Genomic DNA, 20,949 nt, shown 5'->3' on the forward strand with positions numbered 1-20,949 from the left:
TTGTTTATTAGTTGTTTGACTTATTTTTTTTTCTTTTGAAATTCCGGAAACCATAAAGCCTATACCTATAATAGTAGGATTCATGTAATTATTTTTATTGCAAAACTATTAACTGATCAAGTAATGAAAATGCAAAAAAAATTACAATTAACTACTCAAGGTTTTTTGTGGATTGGCTTTCTGGATTTCCTTTCCGGTTTTCCTGAATGTTTATTGCACAAAAAAATAAAAGGTAAGATACTGACGTTTCTGGTCCTTTTATTTTCAATTTCGGGTTATAGTCAGCTGACTACCGAAAATTTTGAAGGAGGAATCCCCACCTCCTGGACGTTGTTTCAAAACAGTGTCGGAACTTCCAGTTGGGGTATTTCCAACGATGGTTATTTAGGAGGTAACGCGGCTTATATCAATCCGGCTTCAGAAAACATCGGTGCGGGAAATACGGCTCAGTATTTCCTGGTAACCCCTTTGGTACCGGTACCGGCCAACGGTGAATTGCGCTTCTTTACCAAACAGGGAAGTGCGGCAAACAATGGTACCATTTATCAGATTCGGCTTTCTACGGCAAGTCAGCCGGATATCAACGGTTTTTCGGTAGTATTGAAATCATGGACCGAGGCCGATTTGAATACCGGATCTCCTACAGCTTACGAAGAAAAAGTGGTGGCTATTCCGGATAATATCCCGGTAGGATTACATATTTATATTGCCTTTGTGGCCATTAATACGCAAACAGGAGCCACACCAACCGGCGATGCCTGGTTTGTAGATAATGTCAGGGTTGTGGAATCCTGTTTAAAGGTACAGCAATCCAATTTTACGGCGGGTAACATAACAGCACATACGGCTACTTTATCGTGGACACATCCGTCATCCAACTCGTTTGAAATTCAGGTTGTGCCACAGGGAACAGTACCGGCAGCCAACGGAACTCCGACAACCAATTCGTATTCGGCTTCTTCATTGGTAGCCAATACGTTTTACGATGTGTATATCCGTACCAATTGTACCGGTAACGTGCCACAAAGTGAATGGGCCGGTCCTTTTACATTTAAAACCGGTATCTTAGGATTGTCTTGTAGTGAACCGATCGTAATTCCGGATGTCACAACGCAGGCTTACACTTTGTCTGCAAACCTGAATCAATATCAGAATCCGGCCGTAACGTACGCAACACATGGAAGCGGATGTTTGTCACCGGCAATTACGAATAATTATTTAAGCGGAGCGAAGGCTTTTCTGACTTATACACCAACAACAAGTGGTTTAATTACAATTACGCAGACCACATTAGGCGGAACAGGATGTTTTAATAACGCAACCGGAGTTTTTGTGTATCAGAGTTGCGCTGATGTAGGTGTATCCTGTATGGCCGGGATGAGTACCTCAACTGCAAATGTGCCGAAAAGAATTTCCAATCTTTATGTACAGGCAGGGCAGACGTATGTGATTGTGGTTTCATCGAATTTGGCACCCTCGGCAAGTATCTGTTTCAATCTGAAAGTAGAAAGTTCAACTTGTCCGGCTCCGGCTACATTCACCTATAAAAATCTGTTGCAAAACAGTGTATCGTTTTCGTGGGATAACGTAGGCGGATTTGCTACAGCATGGGAATATAAAGCCTTACCAACCGGATCAGGAGTGCCAACCGGTGCCGGAACGGCTACAACAACTAATGTTGATAATGTAATTAATACAGGATTAGCACCGGGAACAACATACGATTTATATGTGCGTTCCGTTTGTGGCAGCGTTCCCGGAAACTGGAGCCTTCCGTATAAATTTACAACACAATGTGCTGTTTTCAATACTCCGTATTCAACCCAGTTTACCGGAGCTTCTGCTACTGTTCCGACACCTTGCTGGACAGCTGTTGATGTGAATAATGACGGCTTAACCTGGTCGTATCTCGGAGGTTATGCTACTATGCAGACCAATACGTATCAGAATTATAACAACGATATCTTTGTATCGCCACAGGTAAATGTGAGCGGAACACCAAAAAGATTGCGTTTTAAGCATCAGGTGGTTGGTGGCGTAGCGAGTTATGCCATTCGTATTTCTACAACAGGTATCGGAGCACAAAACTTTACCATTGAGTTAATGCCGGATACGCCGATTACCAATACAACCTGGGTGGAGAAAATTATCAATATTCCGACATCTGTTACGGGGCCGGTTAATATTGCCTGGGTGGTAAGTCCGGCTACAACACATACGGCTACGCGAATCTCTATTGATGATGTGTTTATTGAAGACAAACCGGCTTGCCCGGATCCGTTGAGCCCGGTGGCACAAAACGTAACCGAAGATCAGGCTTTATTATCCTGGGTTAACGGTGATACCGAGACACAATGGCAAGTCGCCATTCAGCCTTATGGAACGGGAATCCCAACCGGAATCGGAACATTGGTAAACAGTAATCCGTATCTGGCGACAAATTTAAGCCCGGCTACACATTATGAGTATTATGTAAGAGCTTATTGCTCGGCTACACAACAGAGTAACTGGGTAGGACCATTTGATTTTACAACGGCTTGTATTACGTTTCCGACCCCTTTTTCGGAAAGTTTTAATGATACAGATCCGACCACTAAAAAATTCTGCTGGACAACCAATAACGCCAATAACGATGGAGCACAATGGACAATGGGACCTACAGAAGCCCGTATTCAGCGTGGGTTTATGGGACCGAACTCTTTTGACGATTGGTTGATTACACCGGCCATTCACGCGGTTGGTAATAAAAAGCTAACGTTTAAATACCGTGCTCTTTTAACGCCGTTTACACCCAATCCGAGACATGGTATTCAGGTATTGATTTCAACGACCGATACCAATCCCACCAGCTTTACGGAAATTGCTCCGTTAATGGAATTTACCAATACAACTTATCAGGAGAAATCGTTGTATTTTACCGGTACAGGAACGGTATATATTGCTTTTAGAGTACCACCGGGATTACTGGCACCAGGTACGGCTTCGACACTAAATCTGGATGATGTATTGATCGAAGATGCCCCGGCTTGTCCGAATCCGTCTGATTTAGCAGCAGCGAGTATTACACAAAACGCAGCAGTTTTATCCTGGACTCCGGGTTATGCCGAAACAGCATGGGAAGTAAAAGTACAGTTGGCAGGAACCGGAATGCCAACGGGCTCCGGAACTCCGGTTACACCAAATGCGACGCATACACCCAATGATTTATTACCGGATACGGTTTATGAATATTATGTGAGAGCTGCCTGCGGATCGGCATATAGCGACTGGATCGGTCCGTTTACTTTCCGAACACTGTGTACGCCTTTTAACACCCCATTTGTAGAAACATTTAATAGCGATTCTACTTCCGAAAACTGTTGGAGAATCGTAAATAGTAATAATGATTCCAATGCCTGGAACCTTAACGTTACCGTGAATCCATATGAAGGTAATCAGATGGCAGGAATGTTCACCGGAAGTAACGGAGAAAATGATGACTGGTTGATTTCACCAACAATTAATGTTACAGCTAATCAACGTTTACGTTACTATTATCGTGTAAATGACAGTTTCTTTACCGAAGATTTAAAAATAAAATTATCAACTAACGGTATTGCGTTGGATCAGTTTACAACAACGTTATATGACTCTTCTACCGATCCGGTGTTGATCAACAATGTGGAGTATAAGGAAAAAATTATTAACCTTCCTGCGGGAGTAACCGGAAATATTAATATTGCATTCCATGTACCGTTTTACCAGAGTACCGGATCCTACAGAGGTCAGTTACTCTTTATCGATAATGTAGTAATTGAAGATATTCCGGCTTGTCCGCAACCTTCGAACGCTATTGCTTCCAACCTGACCGATACGGAAGTACAAATTAGTTGGGATGCTAACGGAACGACAGCACCGTGGGAAATTTCAGTGCAGCCTTTCGGAACGCCTGCACCGGTAGGTAATACGCAACCACAATATTTACATACGGCCAACAATAACCCCTATACGGTAAGCGGATTAATTCCGGCTACAAAATACCAATACTATATCCGCTCGCTTTGTGGCGCTTCCGGAAATAGCGAATGGATCGGCCCGTTTGTGTTTACGACAAAATGTAGTTTTGTAAACCTTTGTGAATATACGATTAGTCTGACCAGCGGAAGCTCGTGGGGCGTTGGCGGCGGTATCGATGTGATCCAGAACGGAGTAGTGGTTCAAACATTACAATTCCCTACAGGACCATTTAATCAGGTACCGCCACCGGCTGAATACACCTTATTATTATGTACCGGAGTAGAATATTCGTTATTCTGGGATGCTGTGGGAACAGCACCGGGACAATATCCGAATGCTCAGGTTGAGGTTAAAAATGCAAACGGAGATGTGGTATGGACCAGTCCGTTGGGATTAGGGACACCAAGAACGGTGCTGTATACCGGAGTATCCACTTGCGGAACCATTGCTTGTCCGCAACCGACAAATTTACAGGTTAACGCACAGTCTGTCTTTTCATGGACTCCGGGCGGATCGGAAACACAATGGGAAGTATTGGTTCAACCGGTTGGAAACGGAACATTACCACAATCGGGAACAATTGTAAATACGCCATCCTATACCCCGCAGCCATCGGATTTTGATTCTCCGACAGCGGCAACTTACGAATATTTTGTACGGGCAGTTTGTAGCGGAAGCAGTAACAGTTTCTGGTCCGGACCAAAAGTATTTGTTCGAAATGACGAGCCGTCTACCGCTATCGTAGTACCGGTTAATCAAAATGAAGAATGCAACAATTCGGTATCCAACGTTACGTTTTCCGGTGCAACACCTTCATCGGTACCGATGACTTGCAGCGGAATTAACGGAGGTGATATCTGGTTCGAATTTGCAGCCACTTCAAGAATTCATATTATTGAGGCCAACGGATTTACCGGAAACTTCTATATCTCTTCCGGAGATGAACCGTACCCGAATATGATAATGACTTTGTATAAAGTCGGAGCAGGCGGGGTATTGGAAGAAAAAGCATGTAGTAACAACAATACGATTACAGCAATGTATTCTTCTGAATTAGTAGTTGGCGAAACGTATAAAGTACGTTTAACACTAAACAGTACGGTAGCCAGTACCCGAAAATTCAACCTGTGTATTAAAACACCGGCTGATTTATGTAATGTAAATGCCGTTAACTATGATTTCGAGCATCCGCCGATGCAAAGCGTAACGGGAATTTATACCATTAGTACGCAATATGTGGTTCCGGGATGGCGCGTAAATCTGGATACCTGGGATGCGATGTTCTTCTCTGAAGCGTTAAATGCAATCAACTCTTCGCCTTATTCCGGCGGACAGTGTCTTCAGTTATTATCCGATCCGGAAGAAGACTGGAATCCGAATGATCCGAATATAAAAGGATTGTATAAAGAGTTTGATACTTCAGAAATTACACAGATGAACTATAGCTTTGCGCATGCTGCCAGAGCGACAAACGGAAGTTCAGTACAATTATATGCAGGACCGCCGGCGGGACCGTTTGCATTGGTAACGGAAGTATTCGCTCAGGGGTCGACATGGAATTTACATGAAGGTAGTTATACCGTTCCTACAGGACAGAATGTAACTCGTTTTATTTTCAGATCAAAAGAGAATGTCATCGGGAATATGTTGGATGCCGCAAACTTTAAAGCAAACAACGATGTAAAAACAACCGCGCATACTTTAAACTGTAGTCAGAATAGTACTACGGTTGAAGCTGAAGGAGTAGGACAATGGTCGGCAGCAGCGGATAATCCGGGTGCTACCGTAATTACAACACCGAATGTGAAAACAACCACGATTACCGGATTTACAACACCGGGTGTTTATACGTTTTACTGGAGAACACGTTACTGTGAAAAATCAGTTGTGATTACTTACGAAGGGATTACGGATGTACCAACAGTTACATCACCGGTAGTATATTGCCAAAATACAACGGCAGTGCCATTAACGGCAACGGCTCCGGCAAATTATACCCTATTATGGTTTACAGATCCGACCGGAACAGGAAGCGCTACGGCACCGACACCTGTTACAACAACGGTAGGAAACACATCGTATTATGTAAGCTTAACTGACGGAAACGGATGTCAGGGGCCAAAACAGGAAATCGTTGTTCAGGTTAATGCCTTACCGACAGCAACGGTAACAGCTCCGGCACCAATTTGCTCCGGATCTGCAACTACGATAGTATTTAACGGTACACCGAATGCAGTGGTAACGTATACTATTGATGGCGGCACCAATCAGACGGTAACATTAGATGCCAACGGAACGGCTTCCGTAACAACGCCGATACTAACAACGAATAGTGTTTATACATTAGTGAGTGTAAGTGATACCAATACCTGTTCGCAAAATCTGACCGATTCCATTACGGTAAATGTCATGGCATTACCAACGGCTACGATTTCAGGAACAACTGCAATCTGCTCGGGCGATACAGCAACAATTACATTTAACGGTACACCGAATGCTGTGATTACTTACACTGTAAATGGCGGCACCAATCAAACGGTAACATTGGATACCAACGGAACGGCTACAGTAACGACTTCGGCTTTAACTGCTGCTACCGTTTATGAATTGGTAAGTGTAGCGGCTGCAACTTCTTCCTGTACAGCAACGGTAACCGGATCAGCGACAATTACGATCAATTCGTTACCAACAGCAACAATTTCAGGAAATGCGACAATCTGTGCCGGTACGACCACTACAGTTAGTTTTACAGGTACACCAAACGCAGTAGTAACGTATACTATTGATAACGGAACACCACAAACAATAACATTGGATGCAAACGGTCAGGCAACGATTGTTACCGGAACCGGAGGCGTTTATACCATTATCACTGTAACCGCTTCGGGATCGTTAGCTTGTAGTCAGACACTATCCGATTCCATAACGATAACCGTAACGCCATTAGCAGCGCCAACCGTAACATTTGGTTATGATTCGGTTTGTGTGAATGCAACAACAAGTCCGGTGCCGACAATGGCCGGCGGATTTACCACAGGTGGTACGTTTAGTTCTGCTTCAGTAACGGTAAATGCAACTACAGGTGTTATCGATTTAACCGGAGCAACAGCAGGAACACATACAATTGCTTATGATATTGCAGCCAATACAACGAACTGTACGGATGCCGGACATTATGAAGCTTCTATTGTATTGACTTCAGGAGTTAATCCGGTTACGATTTTCAGTTATGATCCGGTATATTGCCCGGATAGCCCGAATGCTTTACCGCAAACAGCTACCGGATTTACACAGGGTGGAACTTTTGGTTCGGCACCGGGATTAAGTTTAAATACAACTACAGGTGAAATCAATATCGGAGCGAGTACACCGGGAAGTTATACGATTACGTATATCGTTCAGGCCGATTCCGCTACGTGTAATACAGGAGGACAAGATAGTTTTGATATCGTAATTACACCGTCGATCGCCGTTGTTGTTGAAAGCGGATGTGAAAACGAAACATTAGTACTACATGCCGTACCGGTAAACGGATCCTATAATCCCGCAACCGTATCCTATAGCTGGAAAGATCAGAATAATATTACTGTAGGAACCAATGATGCTATGTTTAATGTAGATCAGTATATGGCACAAAACCCGACAGCTGCTTTACCGCAAACCTTTACGGTTACGGTTACGTCCGGTACTTGTACAGGATCGGCAGCACTTCCGGTTACAAGCAACCCTTGCCGTATGATACCAAAAGGTATTTCACCGAATAATGACGGTTCGAATGATACTTTTGATCTTACCGGAATGGGAGTACGGGAATTATCGATCTTTAACCGCTATGGTACAGAAGTGTACAAATTCAGCGGAAATTATACCAACCAATGGCATGGAACGTCAAATAACGGTACTGAATTACCGGACGGAACGTATTTCTACGCACTTGTAAAAGAAAACGGAACCAAGGCTACCGGTTGGGTTTATATCAACAGAGAACAATAACCAAATAACCAGGTATACAGCCTGTTTGTCTTCAGGCAGGCTGTATTTTTCAAAGAACAGTAAATATGAAAAAAATATATTTTGCATCCCTGTTAGTGGCTATGTTCGCGCTGGACGTTAACGCACAACAGGATCCGCATTATACACAATACATGTATAACATGAATGTCATGAATCCCGCCTATGCCGGTTCGAAAGAAAGCTTATCCGGAGGGATTTTATACCGCCAGCAATGGGTGGATCTCAAAGGCGCACCCAAAACAGCTACTTTGTCGCTTCACAGTCCGGTAGGAAAAAATGTAGGGCTGGGAATTTCGGCAGTTTCGGATAAAATCGGCCCGGTTGAAGAGAATAATGTTTATGCTGATTTTTCCTATACGCTAAATTTAGGGGGCGAACATCGTCTGGCGTTAGGATTAAAGGCAGGAGCTACCTTTCAGAAAATCGGGCTGTTTTCCGAAATCGGTAACGGATTTGTACCGCATCCGGGTGATGTGGCTTTTAAAGAAGATACGAATAATACCTATTTTAATGTCGGAACCGGATTTTTCTATTACACGCAACAATACTATCTGGCCTTCTCCGTTCCGAATCTGTTAAAGAAAACGCATCTGGATGTTACCCAAAACGGACAGGAATATAATTTCGGAAGTGACGTACAACATTATTTCCTGACAGGAGGATATGTATTTAATCTATCCGAAAACACCAAGTTTAAACCGTCTTTTATGATGAAATCGGCTTTTAGCGCGCCTACTTCATTGGACTTATCAGCAAATGTTATGTTTTTCGACAAATTTGAAATCGGAGCAACATACCGATTGGATGATTCTTTTGGCGGAATGGTAAATTATGCGATTACACCGGGACTTCGTATCGGATATGCATATGATCATATCGTTTCTGATCTGAAAGTGACCACACCGGCATCGCACGAATTAATGTTGTTATTTGACCTGAACTTTTCTAAAAAAGTATCACTGTCACCCCGATATTTCTAATTCCAACCCAACAGTATGAAAAAAAAATATATAACATTAGGACTGGTATTGCTCTTAACAGCCAGTTACGGACAAGAAAAGGTTACGGAAAAGGCCGATCAATTATTTGAAAATTACCAGTACGTAGAAGCTATAGCAGAATACCAGAAACTGGCGGAAGGTAAAAATGCGAATGCTTATGTATATACGCAATTGGCCGACAGTTACTATAATGTGTTTAATATGACGGAAGCGGCGAAATGGTATGCCAAAGCGACCCAAAATAAAACGAATGCTGAAACCTATTACCGTTATGCTCAGACACTAAAAGCAATGGGGAATTATAAGGAAGCCAATAAGCAAATGGATACTTTTGCGGCTTTAATACCTAACGATGCACGGGCAAAGGAACACAAAGCCAATCCGAATTATATCCCAAGTCTGACAAACCGTTCGAAAATGTTTGATGTGGCAACGACCAATATCAATAGCAAGGATCAGAGCGACTTCGGAGCGGTATTGACAAATGATAATACGCTATATTTTGTGAGTACCCGAAATACATCCAGGAGAACAGACAAATGGGCGAATCAGCCGTATCTGGATATCTTTGAGGCCACCCGAAACAGCGATGGTACTTTTTCAGAACCCAAACCGGTAAGTGAACTAAATACCGCTTTCCACGACGGACCGGTAACAATTAGCAACGACGGTAATACCATGTATTTTGCAAGAGACGGACATAGTGCCGGACAATACGAACGCAATAAAAACAATGTAAAAGTAGGCCAGCAGGGAATTTATAAGGCAACAAAAGTTGATGGAAAATGGTCGCAGATCGAAGCATTACCGTTTAACAGTACGACCTATTCCGTAACCAATCCAAGTTTGAGTAAAGATGGAAAAACACTCTATTTCGCATCCAATATGCCGGGTGGAATGGGGGAATCCGATATCTGGAAAGTGAGTGTTACGGCTAACGGATACGGAAAGCCGGAAAATCTCGGCCCTGCTGTCAATACGCCCGGAAAAGAGAATTTCCCGTTTATTGCTGAGGAAGACATTTTATATTATGCCTCTTCCGGAAAACAGGGATTTGGCGGATTGGATATCTTTAAAGTGGATTTAAAATCGACAGAGCCGGCTCAAAACTTAGGAAAACCGGTCAATACTGAAAAAGATGATTTCTCCTTTAGTTTTAATAAAAGTCAGAATATCGGTTTTTTTGCTTCCAACAGAAATGGGATGGATGCCATTTATACCGCAATCCCGATTTGTTCGGCCGAAGCAATTGCCATCGTCACCAATAAAAAAACAGGCACTCTATTATCCAATGCTTCGGTAGCGATTCTGGATGCTAAAGGAAATACAATTGCAACAAAACAAACCGGTTCCGAAGGTAAAGTACGCTATGAAACCGATTGCGAAACCGCTTATAGCTTTCAGGTAACCGCTCCGGATTTTGAAACCGCTTCATTCCCGGTACAAAAAGTAAAATCGGGTGAAGTACTTGTTGAAGCGCCATTAACGCCAGTTGAAGTGATTATTACCGATAAGGAAGTATTGTTAAACCCGGTGTTTTTTGATTTCGATAAAAGCAATATTACAGAACAGGGCGCAAATGAGTTAAACAAACTGGTAACGGTTATGAAAAACCATCCGACAATGGTGATTTTCGTAAAATCACATACCGACTCCAAAGGTAGTGCAACTTATAACCTTAGATTATCGGAACAAAGAGCACAATCAACAGTACAGTATCTGATCTCTAAAGGAGTTGAAAAAGAACGCATCTCCGGTAAGGGATTCGGAAATACCGAACCGAAGAGCAACTGCACCAATTGCACGGAAGCGCAACAGGCACAAAACAGACGCTCTGAATTTATAATTATTAAAAAATAGATCTGAATTGGCTCCCGACGGAAATTGATATCATAAAGAGTCTCATGGTTTTTTGGAAATTAACAAACGATATAAGATAATTTTCAAGGGAGCTGTCACGATCGCCTTATTTAATAGCTAATCTCATCTTTTTGAGGTTAGCTATTCCTCATCAATAAAATACTGATAAATGAAGAAGCTATTACTAGTATTATTAACTTTCGTATTATACGGCTCGTTACAGGCGCAGAATCAACCCAACGATTGTGTCAATGCGATCAATGTTTGCGGAAATGGTACATTCAGTTCAAACGCTAGTGGCATTGGGGCTATCCAGGAAGTCTCCGGATGTGGCGGTGCCGAACATAATTCGATTTGGTTAAAAATTAATGTGATTCAATCCGGAACGTTAGGGTTTAATATCATTCCGCATGATTCGAATATTACGGTTGACTACGATTTTTGGGTGTACGGTCCTAACAGAACCTGTTCCAATTTAGGAAGCCCGATTCGTTGTGCCACTACAAATCCGCTATTGGCCGGACAATTGAATAATCATACCGGAATGAATGGTAGTACAACCTTAACACAAACCGGTCCCGGTGCCAATGGGAACAGTTATGTGAGATGGTTAACCGTCACGGCAGGTCAGTCGTATTATATCGCGATTGACAGACCGGTTGGAGACGGTGGATTTGATCTGGAATGGATCGGAACTGCAACAGATAACGGTGGTGCTTTTGCTCCGCCGCCGACTGCGAATCCGGTTCCGGATTATAAAACGTGTAGTAACACACCGAATATCGGACTATTTGACCTGAATTCAATCAGAAGTCAGATCAATGCCGATCTGACCAATAATACAGTGTCCTTTTATGGTACATTGGCTAATGCTAATGATGGAATAGCACCGCTACCGGGCATTATAGCCAATACCACCAATCCGCAAACGATATATGCCACAGTAAAGAATAACACTACCGGATGTTATACTATTACACAGTTTAACCTCATGGTATATCCCGTACCAACGGCTTCGCTAACGGTGCCGGCTTCGGTAATCTGTTCCGGTGATGCCGCAGCAATTACGTTTACCGGAACACCGGATGCTACGGTAGAATACAATGTAAACGGAGGTCCAACACAGACCGGTCTTTTGAATGCATCCGGAACGCTTACGGTTACCCATAACCTGACAGCTGCAACTACTTATACGTTAACATCGGTAAAAGTACTGGATAACAATGGTGTGATGCTTTGCTCGCAACCCTTTAATACTTCAGTAACCATAACGGTTAATCCGTTACCAACGGCATCGATATCCGGAACAACTACAATTTGCTCCGGTGATACGGCTCCGGTTACTTTTACCGGAACGCCAAACAGTACGGTTACGTATACTTTTAATAACGGAACGAACCAACAGCTACTACTGGATGCATCCGGAACCGCAACTGTTTTAGCGGGAACGGCAGGTATTTACGAATTAGTTCGGGTAACAACTTCCGGATTACCGGCTTGTTCACAAGATCTTACCGGTTCTGTTACGATTACGGCTAACCCGTTACCAACGGCAAGTATTACAGGAACGACCTCAACTTGTTCAAACACAACAGGAATTTTAACGATAAATGGTACGCCAAATGCAACAGTAACTTATTCGGCTAACGGGCAACCGGATGAAACAATTACGCTCGATGCTGTCGGAACCGCAACGATCACGACTCCGGTTTTAACCGCTTCCGTAACCTATACTTTAATCCGTGTAACTTCGGCAGATACACCGGCTTGTAATCAACCTTTGGCAACCAGTCATACAATAACGGTAATTACGGCTCCGGTTATTACAACGCCTACACCTTTTCAGATGTGTGATGCGGGCAATGGTTTAGCGGTTTTTGATTTAACAACTAAAATCAATGAAATCACAGGCGGGAATACAGGGTTAACGGTGACCTTTCATGAGTCGCAGGTAGAAGCCAATTCCGGAAGTAATCCAAAAGGCCCTTTATATACAAATAACACTCCGAATACGCAGACATTATATATTCGGGTTGTCGATTCTGCAAACAATCAATGCCCGTCATTTACCACATTAATATTGAATGTAACTCCTGTACCGCAGATTAATCCGAATGTTACTCCTTTTATAGTATGTGAAACAAGTATTCCGGGCGACGGAATGGAATTATTTGATTTGACGGTTAAAGATGCACAATTACTCAACGGACAAACCGGCGTAACAGTACGTTATTTTGAAAGTGAATCAAATGCCCTTTCCGGTTCAAGTCCGATTATCCCGGTTACGGCTTATCCGAATATGAGTAATCCGGAAACAATCTGGTATCAATTGAGTAATGCTACGGGTTGTAAAACAATAGGATCATTTCAATTGATTGTAAATCCGAAACCGGTAATTGTTCCGTTAAACCCAATGAATGCCTGTAGCAACGGTTCGAACACTACAGCTGAATTTAACCTGTCACTAAATAATGCTTTAGTTACCGGTGGCGTAACGGGAATGGAGGTAACCTATCATCTAACGCAAACTGATGCCGATTCAGGATTAAGTCCGTTGCCTGTGTTATATACTTCCGGACCGGCAACGATTTATGTGCGTGTTAAAAATCCGGCTACAGGATGTTATGCAACAACTACGTTGGATTTAAATATTACACAGGGACCGGTTGCCATTATGCCACAACCGATGCGATATTGCGATCCGAGTGATGATGGTGTCGGAACCTTTGATCTTCATGCTGCAATACCGGAAATTACAGGAGGAACCTTACCTCCCGGTGTAACGGTTACGTTCCATGAAACACCGGAAGATGCTCAATTGGGATTAAACGCGTTGTCAAGTCCTTATAGTAATATTCAGCCCTGGGGACAGACAATTTACGTCAGAGTACGATATGCGCTAACGGATTGTGCTACTATTGTAATGTTACAACTAATTGTTGATCGAACGCCGAGAGCGACAGCACCAACACCTTTGATGGTTTGTGATGATGCCGTAGCCGATGGTATTACCGTATTTGATCTTAGTGTGAAGAATAATGAGATCTTGGGAACTTTAAATGCAGTTGATCATACTATTAGTTATTATGAAAGTTTGACAAATGCACAAACGGTAACCAGTCCAATAGGGAACTTATTTAATTATACCAATTTATCCAATCCACAAATTATTTTTGTAAGAATTGAAAATAATGTAACCGGATGTTTTGCTATTGAGGAGTTACAATTAATCGTAAACCCACTACCAACGGTACCGAACCCGGTACCGGCATACACTTTATGTGATTACACGGGTCAGTCGTTATACGAGCAATTCGATCTATCGACCAAGATTCCGGAAATCATCGGAACAACAACCGGCTTGGAAGTTAAGTTTTATAAAACACAGGTTTTAGCCAATGCCGGAACAGCCGGAACGGAATTACCAACATTATATACCAACGAAGTAGCCACAGTACAAACTATTTTTGTACGTGTGACCAATAGTACAACAGGTTGTTACACGGTAACGGCAATGGACCTACGGGTAGAGCCACTACCGGTATTGGTAATGCCAACCGCTCCGGTAACCACATGTGACGGAACGAACAACGATGGAATTGGTGATTTTGATTTAACGACTTTAATTCCGGGTATGTTAAGTGGCGAAGCTAATGTGGTATTAAGCTTCCACGAGACACAGCAAAATGCACAAAACGGCTTGTTCCCAATCACGGTTCAACCGTACCAAAACATCAATCCTTGGACACAAACCCTATGGGTATTGGCAACCAATACGGTAACAGGATGTAAGAGCGTTTACTCGTTCAACTTACTGGTAGAACCGGCACCAATCATGCCAACGTTATTGGATCTTGCCGAGTGTGATACGGATTCGAATCCGCATGACAACCAGACGATGTTTGATTTAACAGTACACACTGCGACAATCCTTGCGGCTCAACCAGGAGCGGCATCGGATTATGAAGTGAACTACTATATTTCACAAACCAATGCTCAGAATGGTTCACCATTTATCGTATCCAACGGGAACTTTATCGGAACCAACGGACAAACGATCTGGGTACGTGTTACGCATAAAGCAACGGGATGTTTCACCATCGGAAGCTTTAAACTGATTGTAAACAGTCCGCTGCAATTAACCCAGCCGGACGAGATTACCCTTTGTGATGATGCTTTACCAAACGATCAGCATCAGATCTTTGACCTAACGATTCGCGAGGCGCAAATCACCGGAGGAGCCACAGGATATACTTTCAACTACTACAGCAGTACGGCTTTACCACCGAACCCGGCTACGTTGATCACCGATCCAACCGCGTTCCACAATACGGCTACAGTACAGACGTTATTAGTAGGAGTAGTAAGCGGAGCAGGCTGTAGCAGTTATGTAACCTTAACCATCCGTGTTACGCCACTACCGGAACCGAAATTCGACCCGGCACCACTTGTAACCTGTGATGATGATTACCCTGGAGACGGAATCACGTTCTTTGATGTAACGCAAAATGCGAGCTACATCTTAAATAACGCGAACTACGTATTAACGTATCACCCAACTCAGGCGGATGCTTTAGCGGGAATCAACGCGATTGCTACGCCAACCAACTGGCAAAATATGGATGCTAACGGAAACGCTTTAACCAGCGTATGGGTACGTGTAACAACTGCACCGGCTAACAACCGTGACCGTTGTTCGTTAGTAGTAGAACAACCATTAATCGTAAACCCACGACCAGCGGCTGGTCCTGTAACGGATTACCATATGTGTCAGATTCCATTCACAGGAAGTGGTGTATTTGATTTAAGTACGAAAACCCCTGAAGCTTTAGCCGGACAAGGTCCAGCAGGTTACACGGTGAGCTACCATGCTAACCAGGCAGATGCGGATACCGGAGCAAATCCACTGGCAACCAGTCACCCAAGTACCGTGAACGGAGAGACGATCTATGTACGTGTGGTAAACACCGCAACAGGATGTTACAATACGACCAGCTTCCAATTATTTGTAGAGCGAGGATCGGAAGCTACCGATGTAGCGGATATCGACAGATGTGATGATCTGAATGATCAAACGGAAACGTTTAACTTGAATGATTTAGACGCTACGATCTTAGGGCCTGTACAGGCAGCGGATCCGAACTTTAGCGTAAGCTACTATGCTTCGGATGCTGATTTAGCCAACGGAACACCAATTGGAACACCGGGAGCTTATACGATCACGGATTACCTGACGCACGAAATCATTGCGGTAGTTAAAAATACGTATAGTGCTTACGGATGTCCTGCTGAAATCCGATTCAATATCACGGTACACCGTTTACCGGAGCCAACACCAAACGCAGGATTTGTGTGTATTGATCAAGAAACTGGAACAGTACTAAGTACGCATATCATCAACAGTGGATTGGATGCTACAACGCATACGTTCCAATGGTATGAGAATGATGCAGCCGGAGTACCACAACCAATTGCAGGCGCAACAGGAGCGACGTATGAAGTAAATCACCCGGGAACGTTCTCTGTAATTGCAACCAGTATTGCAACAGGATGTCCTTCATTACCGGCATCAGTTGTGATCACACAATCGGAACCGGCAGAAGTAACGGCTTATGTATCGAATGCCTTTACGGATAACCAATCGATCACAGTAGAAGCGATTGGAATCGGGGAGTATGTATACCAGTTAGACGAAGGCGATATCCAGACAAGCCCTGTATTTACTAATGTAAGCTCTGGATCGCATACCGTAACGGTATACGATAACAAAGGTTGTGCTACGGTAACCATCCCTGTAACAGCGATCAACTATCCGCATTACTTTACACCAAACGGAGACGGTTACCACGATTTCTGGAATATTGGTGATTTAGAAAACGATGCAAACGCAAAAATTTATATATTTGACCGATACGGAAAACTATTGAAACAGATCAAACCATCGCGCTCAACCGGATGGGACGGAACGATGAACGGTCAACAGCTGCCATCGACGGATTACTGGTTCACAGTGACCTATACGGAGAATGGAGATATTAAAGAGTTTAAAGCGCATTTCTCGTTAAAACGATAAAGCGCTAACCAGACAGGTTTTAGAAACCTATCTGGTTAAGAAAAACATAAAAAGGCTGTCATTGACAGCCTTTTTATGTTATACAGCAGTAATCTTTTTTATTCCTTTCTAATTAGGTTACCCAAATCGGATAAGGTGTAAAACTTCATATTGTTCTGTTTTATGTATTTACAGACAAACTCTAGTGTTTCAATTTTTATTTGATAATTATCCGTTAACTCCTTAACCGGTTTATGGCCGCACAAAATAAGTATCTTATTTTTTTCCCTGGCATAATCTAATAGTTCTAAAAGGTAAGGTATGCTAAAATGAACATGGTTATTATCGATATCAAAGGCATACATATATTTTGTATCTCTAAAATAACAGCCTTCTTTTTCCGGAACATCGCCACAAAATGCCCTTCCTCTGATAATATTAAATTTTGGAGCCAAAGCCTCATCGAGTTCCTTAGATCTTTCACCGTAGGGATAGGCAAATGAGGTTACGTTTAAAGACAACCTTTTCATCGAAGCGAGCATGGGGTCTATCTCTGCTTTTATATAATTGTCGATTCCGTTTGCCGCCACATACTTTACTGCATTAAAATGATGATAGCCATGTCCGGCTATTTCGTGTCCGTTTTTCTGCATCTGAAGAAGTTTGCTTAATTGGGGCGCCCCTATAGAATCAATCCTGCAAGTACAAAAAGAGGCTTTCCAGGCGTATTTTTTTAAAGTCTGATCGGCCTCAAACCATTCATCTACATAAGCGTCGTCAAAAGATAAAACCACACCTGCTTTATAAGGTTTTGCAGATGAGGCAGGTTGAGATAATACTTTTTTATTTTCGCAGGCGGATAAAATTATCGTGATGATAATCAAGAGGAATTTGTAAATAAATGACTTCATGAATACTATGGTTTACTTTTTAAATACTGCTTTAAAAGATTTAATTCTTTTGTACCATTCTGATAAAATCTCCTTTATCGGTAAAAACCAAATCATAAAACAGGTTTTCTTTAACAACCCCAACTTCATACGTGATCATAGATTTTATATTCAAATCGATATCGGAATCCGATTGTATATCCATATCGGTAACCTTAACCGCTTCGGTAACTTTCTTTACCAAATGTGCTTTTTTCAAGTAATTAGTTGCTTTTTTAGGAAGGTGGCTCAAAGCAATACTGGATTCAAATGCTTTCAGGTTACCCAGATTATCAAATACAGCCAGATCGTTTCCTTTACTGCCTCTGAATTTAGCTTCATACCTTAGTTGATCATTATTATAGCCTCTATATTCCCTTGTCCAGGAAGCCTTAACATCAGGATATCGTTTTTCAAAAGCTGCTTTCACTTCAATAGGCAATACAATTTTATTTTCTGATTTTTCCTGTCCGAAAGATTTGGTATTAAAAGAAACAATCAGCAATAAAATAACAACTCTGAAAACTTTATTTGTATTGTTTTTTCTGCAATCTTTTTTTGATAGTCTTTCCATGATACAATTATGGTTGAAATGGTATAGTAATTCTTAAAATTAAGAAATAAATATACTGATCGCAAATGAAGAATAAATGAAGATTCCTTTAGGGCATAAAGATGTTTTTTTAATTCTTCTCTGTCACTTTTGTATTTTGTTTAAAATATAAGCCTAACATATTTTTAAAAAAAGAGGGGTTGTCTCAAAAATGAGACAACCCCTTTATCATGATATATAATCAAGTAAAGATTACACTAATTTCGATAAGATGGCATTCAATGTTTCACTTGGACGCATTGCCTGATCTGTTAATGATTCAGTTGGCTGATAGTAACCACCTATATTTTGTGGTTTACCTTGAGCACCGATTAATTCAGCATCAATTTTAGCTTCATTTTCAACAAGTTCTTTTGCAATTGGTGCAAATTTAGCCTGAAGTTCGGCATCTTTAGTTTGCGAAGCTAAAGCTTCCGCCCAATACAGTGCCAAATAGAAATGTGATCCTCTGTTATCAATCTGACCTACTTTACGGGCAGGAGATTTGTCATTAGCAAGGAATTTTTCAGTAGCCTGATCCAATGTTTCAGCAAGAATCAAAGCTTTATCGCTATTGAAAACATTTCCTAAATGTTCTAATGATACTGCCAAAGCCAGGAACTCTCCTAATGAATCCCAACGTAAATAACCTTCTTCAAGGAATTGTTCTACGTGTTTCGGAGCAGATCCTCCCGCACCGGTTTCAAACAATCCGCCACCGTTCATTAACGGAACGATAGAAAGCATTTTAGCCGATGTGCCTAATTCTAAAATAGGGAACAGGTCGGTTAGGTAATCACGTAATACGTTTCCGGTTACAGAAATGGTATCCAATCCGTTTTTGATTCTTTCTAATGAGAAAAGTGTTGCTTCAACCGGAGAAAGAATTCGGATGTCTAATCCGGTTGTATCGTACTCTTTTAAGTAGGTATTTACTTTTTTGATCAATTCTCTGTCATGTGCTCTGTTTTCATCTAACCAAAATACAGCAGGTGTATTACTTGCTTTAGCTCTGTTTACAGCCAGTTTAACCCAATCCTGAATTGGAGCATCTTTGGTTTGACACATTCTGAAAATGTCTCCGGTTGCTACGTTTTGTTCCATTAAAACGGTTCCGTTAGCGTCCACAACGCGGATTACTCCAGTAGCTGTAGCCTGAAACGTTTTATCATGCGAACCGTATTCTTCGGCTTTTTGTGCCATCAATCCTACGTTTGGAACACTTCCCATTGTTTTTGGATCGAAAGCGCCATTCTTTTTACAGAAATCGATGGTAGCCGTATACAATCCGGAATAACATCTGTCCGGAATAAGTGCTTTAGTGTCTTGTTGTTTGCCTTCAGCATTCCACATTTGTCCAGAAGTACGGATCATAGCCGGCATCGAAGCATCTACGATCACATCGGATGGCACGTGAAGGTTGGTGATTCCTTTATCAGAATTTACCATAGCCAAAGCCGGTCCTTTTTTGTAGGTGTCTAAAATCGCAGCTTCCACTTCAGCTTGTTGCGGATGTCCGGCAATTTTAGCATATACATCGCCTAAACCGTTACGGGTATCAACGTTTAATTCTTTAAATAAAGCCGCATATTTTTCAAATACGTCTTTAAAGTATACTTCAACGATGGCTCCAAAGATGATAGGATCGGAAACCTTCATCATGGTCGCTTTTAAGTGTATGGATAACAATACGTTTTCAGCACGCGCATTTTCAATTTCTTTGGAAACGTATTCTTTTAAGGCTTTTAAGCTCAATACCGAACTATCGATGATCTCACCGGCTTTTAACGGCGTACTGGCTTTTAAAACCGTTGTTGCTCCGTCAGTGCCAACAAATTCGATTTTAACGTCTGTCGCTTCGGTTACGGTCACCGATTTCTCACTACCGTAAAAATCACCGTGATCCATGCTCGCTACGTGTGTTTTGGAATCAGCAGACCAGGCACCCATAGAATGCGGGTTTGCTTTTGCGTAATTTTTTACCGCTTTCGGCGCTCTACGATCGGAGTTTCCTTCCCGTAATACCGGGTTTACGGCAGATCCTAATACTTTAGCATATTTGGATTTAATTTCTTTTTCAGCATCGTTTTTCGGTTCTTCCGGGTAATCCGGTATAGCAAAACCGTGTGCCTGTAATTCTTTGATCGCCGCTTTTAATTGCGGAATCGAAGCCGAAATATTCGGTAATTTAATGATGTTTGCTTCCGGTGTTGTAGCCAGTTTTCCTAATTCGGCCAAATCATCATTAATGCGTTGTCCTTCTTGTAAAAATTCCGGGAAGTTGGCTAAAATTCTTCCGGCAAGAGAGATGTCTCTTGTTTCTATTTCAATTCCGGATGGTGCCGTGAATGCCTGTACAATTGGTAAAAAGGAATGTGTCGCCAACATCGGTGCCTCATCGGTGATGGTGTAGATAATCTTTGATTTTTGTGACATCGTTTGAATTTTTTAAATCGTATCGAAATAATGTTAGTAGTGTCGGGCTTTTAAAAAGCGTAGCAAAGA

7 protein-coding genes are annotated in these 20,949 nt (G+C 42.2%); 4 read left to right on the forward strand and 3 right to left on the reverse strand.

Translation table 11 applies throughout. The annotated features are described in order from the left end of the window. Positions 1-123 precede the first annotated feature (123 nt). The 4 genes from ABFU83_RS05100 (at position 124) to ABFU83_RS05115 (ending at position 16,944) form a co-directional block, all read left to right on the forward strand. Positions 124-7,989, forward strand: coding sequence for a choice-of-anchor J domain-containing protein (locus ABFU83_RS05100; protein ID WP_347069397.1), 7,866 nt, complete (start codon positions 124-126; stop codon positions 7,987-7,989). Positions 7,990-8,054: 65 nt separating this feature from the next. Next, complete coding sequence (locus tag ABFU83_RS05105) at positions 8,055-8,990, forward strand: type IX secretion system membrane protein PorP/SprF (RefSeq protein ID WP_347069398.1); 936 nt, start codon at positions 8,055-8,057, stop codon at positions 8,988-8,990. 15 nt (positions 8,991-9,005) lie between these two features. Next, positions 9,006-10,871, forward strand: a complete 1,866-nt coding sequence (locus ABFU83_RS05110; RefSeq protein ID WP_347069399.1) for an OmpA family protein — start codon at positions 9,006-9,008, stop codon at positions 10,869-10,871. A gap of 169 nt (positions 10,872-11,040) precedes the next feature. Then, positions 11,041-16,944 carry a T9SS type B sorting domain-containing protein gene (locus tag ABFU83_RS05115; protein ID WP_347069400.1) on the forward strand — a complete coding sequence of 1,968 codons (5,904 nt, stop codon included), beginning with the start codon at positions 11,041-11,043 and terminating at the stop codon, positions 16,942-16,944. A 98-nt stretch (positions 16,945-17,042) separates the two neighbouring features. Here ABFU83_RS05115 and ABFU83_RS05120 read toward each other — a convergent pair whose 3' ends face one another. The 3 genes from ABFU83_RS05120 to ABFU83_RS05130 form a co-directional block, all read right to left on the reverse strand. Continuing rightward, positions 17,043-17,834 carry a polysaccharide deacetylase family protein gene (locus tag ABFU83_RS05120; protein ID WP_347069401.1) on the reverse strand — a complete coding sequence of 264 codons (792 nt, stop codon included), beginning with the start codon at positions 17,832-17,834 and terminating at the stop codon, positions 17,043-17,045. 40 nt (positions 17,835-17,874) lie between these two features. Continuing rightward, positions 17,875-18,426 (reverse strand): hypothetical protein, encoded by a 552-nt coding sequence (locus tag ABFU83_RS05125; RefSeq protein ID WP_347069402.1) that lies wholly within the window; start codon positions 18,424-18,426, stop codon positions 17,875-17,877. A gap of 231 nt (positions 18,427-18,657) precedes the next feature. Then, entirely contained in the window at positions 18,658-20,880 is a 2,223-nt protein-coding gene (locus ABFU83_RS05130; RefSeq protein WP_347069403.1) for an NADP-dependent isocitrate dehydrogenase, read from the reverse strand. Between the last annotated feature and the right edge of the window lie 69 nt (positions 20,881-20,949).

It is taken from the genome of Flavobacterium sp. WV_118_3 (assembly GCF_039778605.1).
Taxonomy (GTDB): domain Bacteria; phylum Bacteroidota; class Bacteroidia; order Flavobacteriales; family Flavobacteriaceae; genus Flavobacterium.

Coding starts and splice junctions, on each gene's coding strand:
- ABFU83_RS05120 (WP_347069401.1), bottom strand. CDS start 17,834: ATGAAGTCATTTATTTACAAATTCCTCTTGATTATCATCACGATAATT.
- ABFU83_RS05130 (WP_347069403.1), bottom strand. CDS start 20,880: ATGTCACAAAAATCAAAGATTATCTACACCATCACCGATGAGGCACCG.
- ABFU83_RS05115 (WP_347069400.1), top strand. CDS start 11,041: ATGAAGAAGCTATTACTAGTATTATTAACTTTCGTATTATACGGCTCG.
- ABFU83_RS05105 (WP_347069398.1), top strand. CDS start 8,055: ATGAAAAAAATATATTTTGCATCCCTGTTAGTGGCTATGTTCGCGCTG.
- ABFU83_RS05100 (WP_347069397.1), top strand. CDS start 124: ATGAAAATGCAAAAAAAATTACAATTAACTACTCAAGGTTTTTTGTGG.
- ABFU83_RS05125 (WP_347069402.1), bottom strand. CDS start 18,426: ATGGAAAGACTATCAAAAAAAGATTGCAGAAAAAACAATACAAATAAA.
- ABFU83_RS05110 (WP_347069399.1), top strand. CDS start 9,006: ATGAAAAAAAAATATATAACATTAGGACTGGTATTGCTCTTAACAGCC.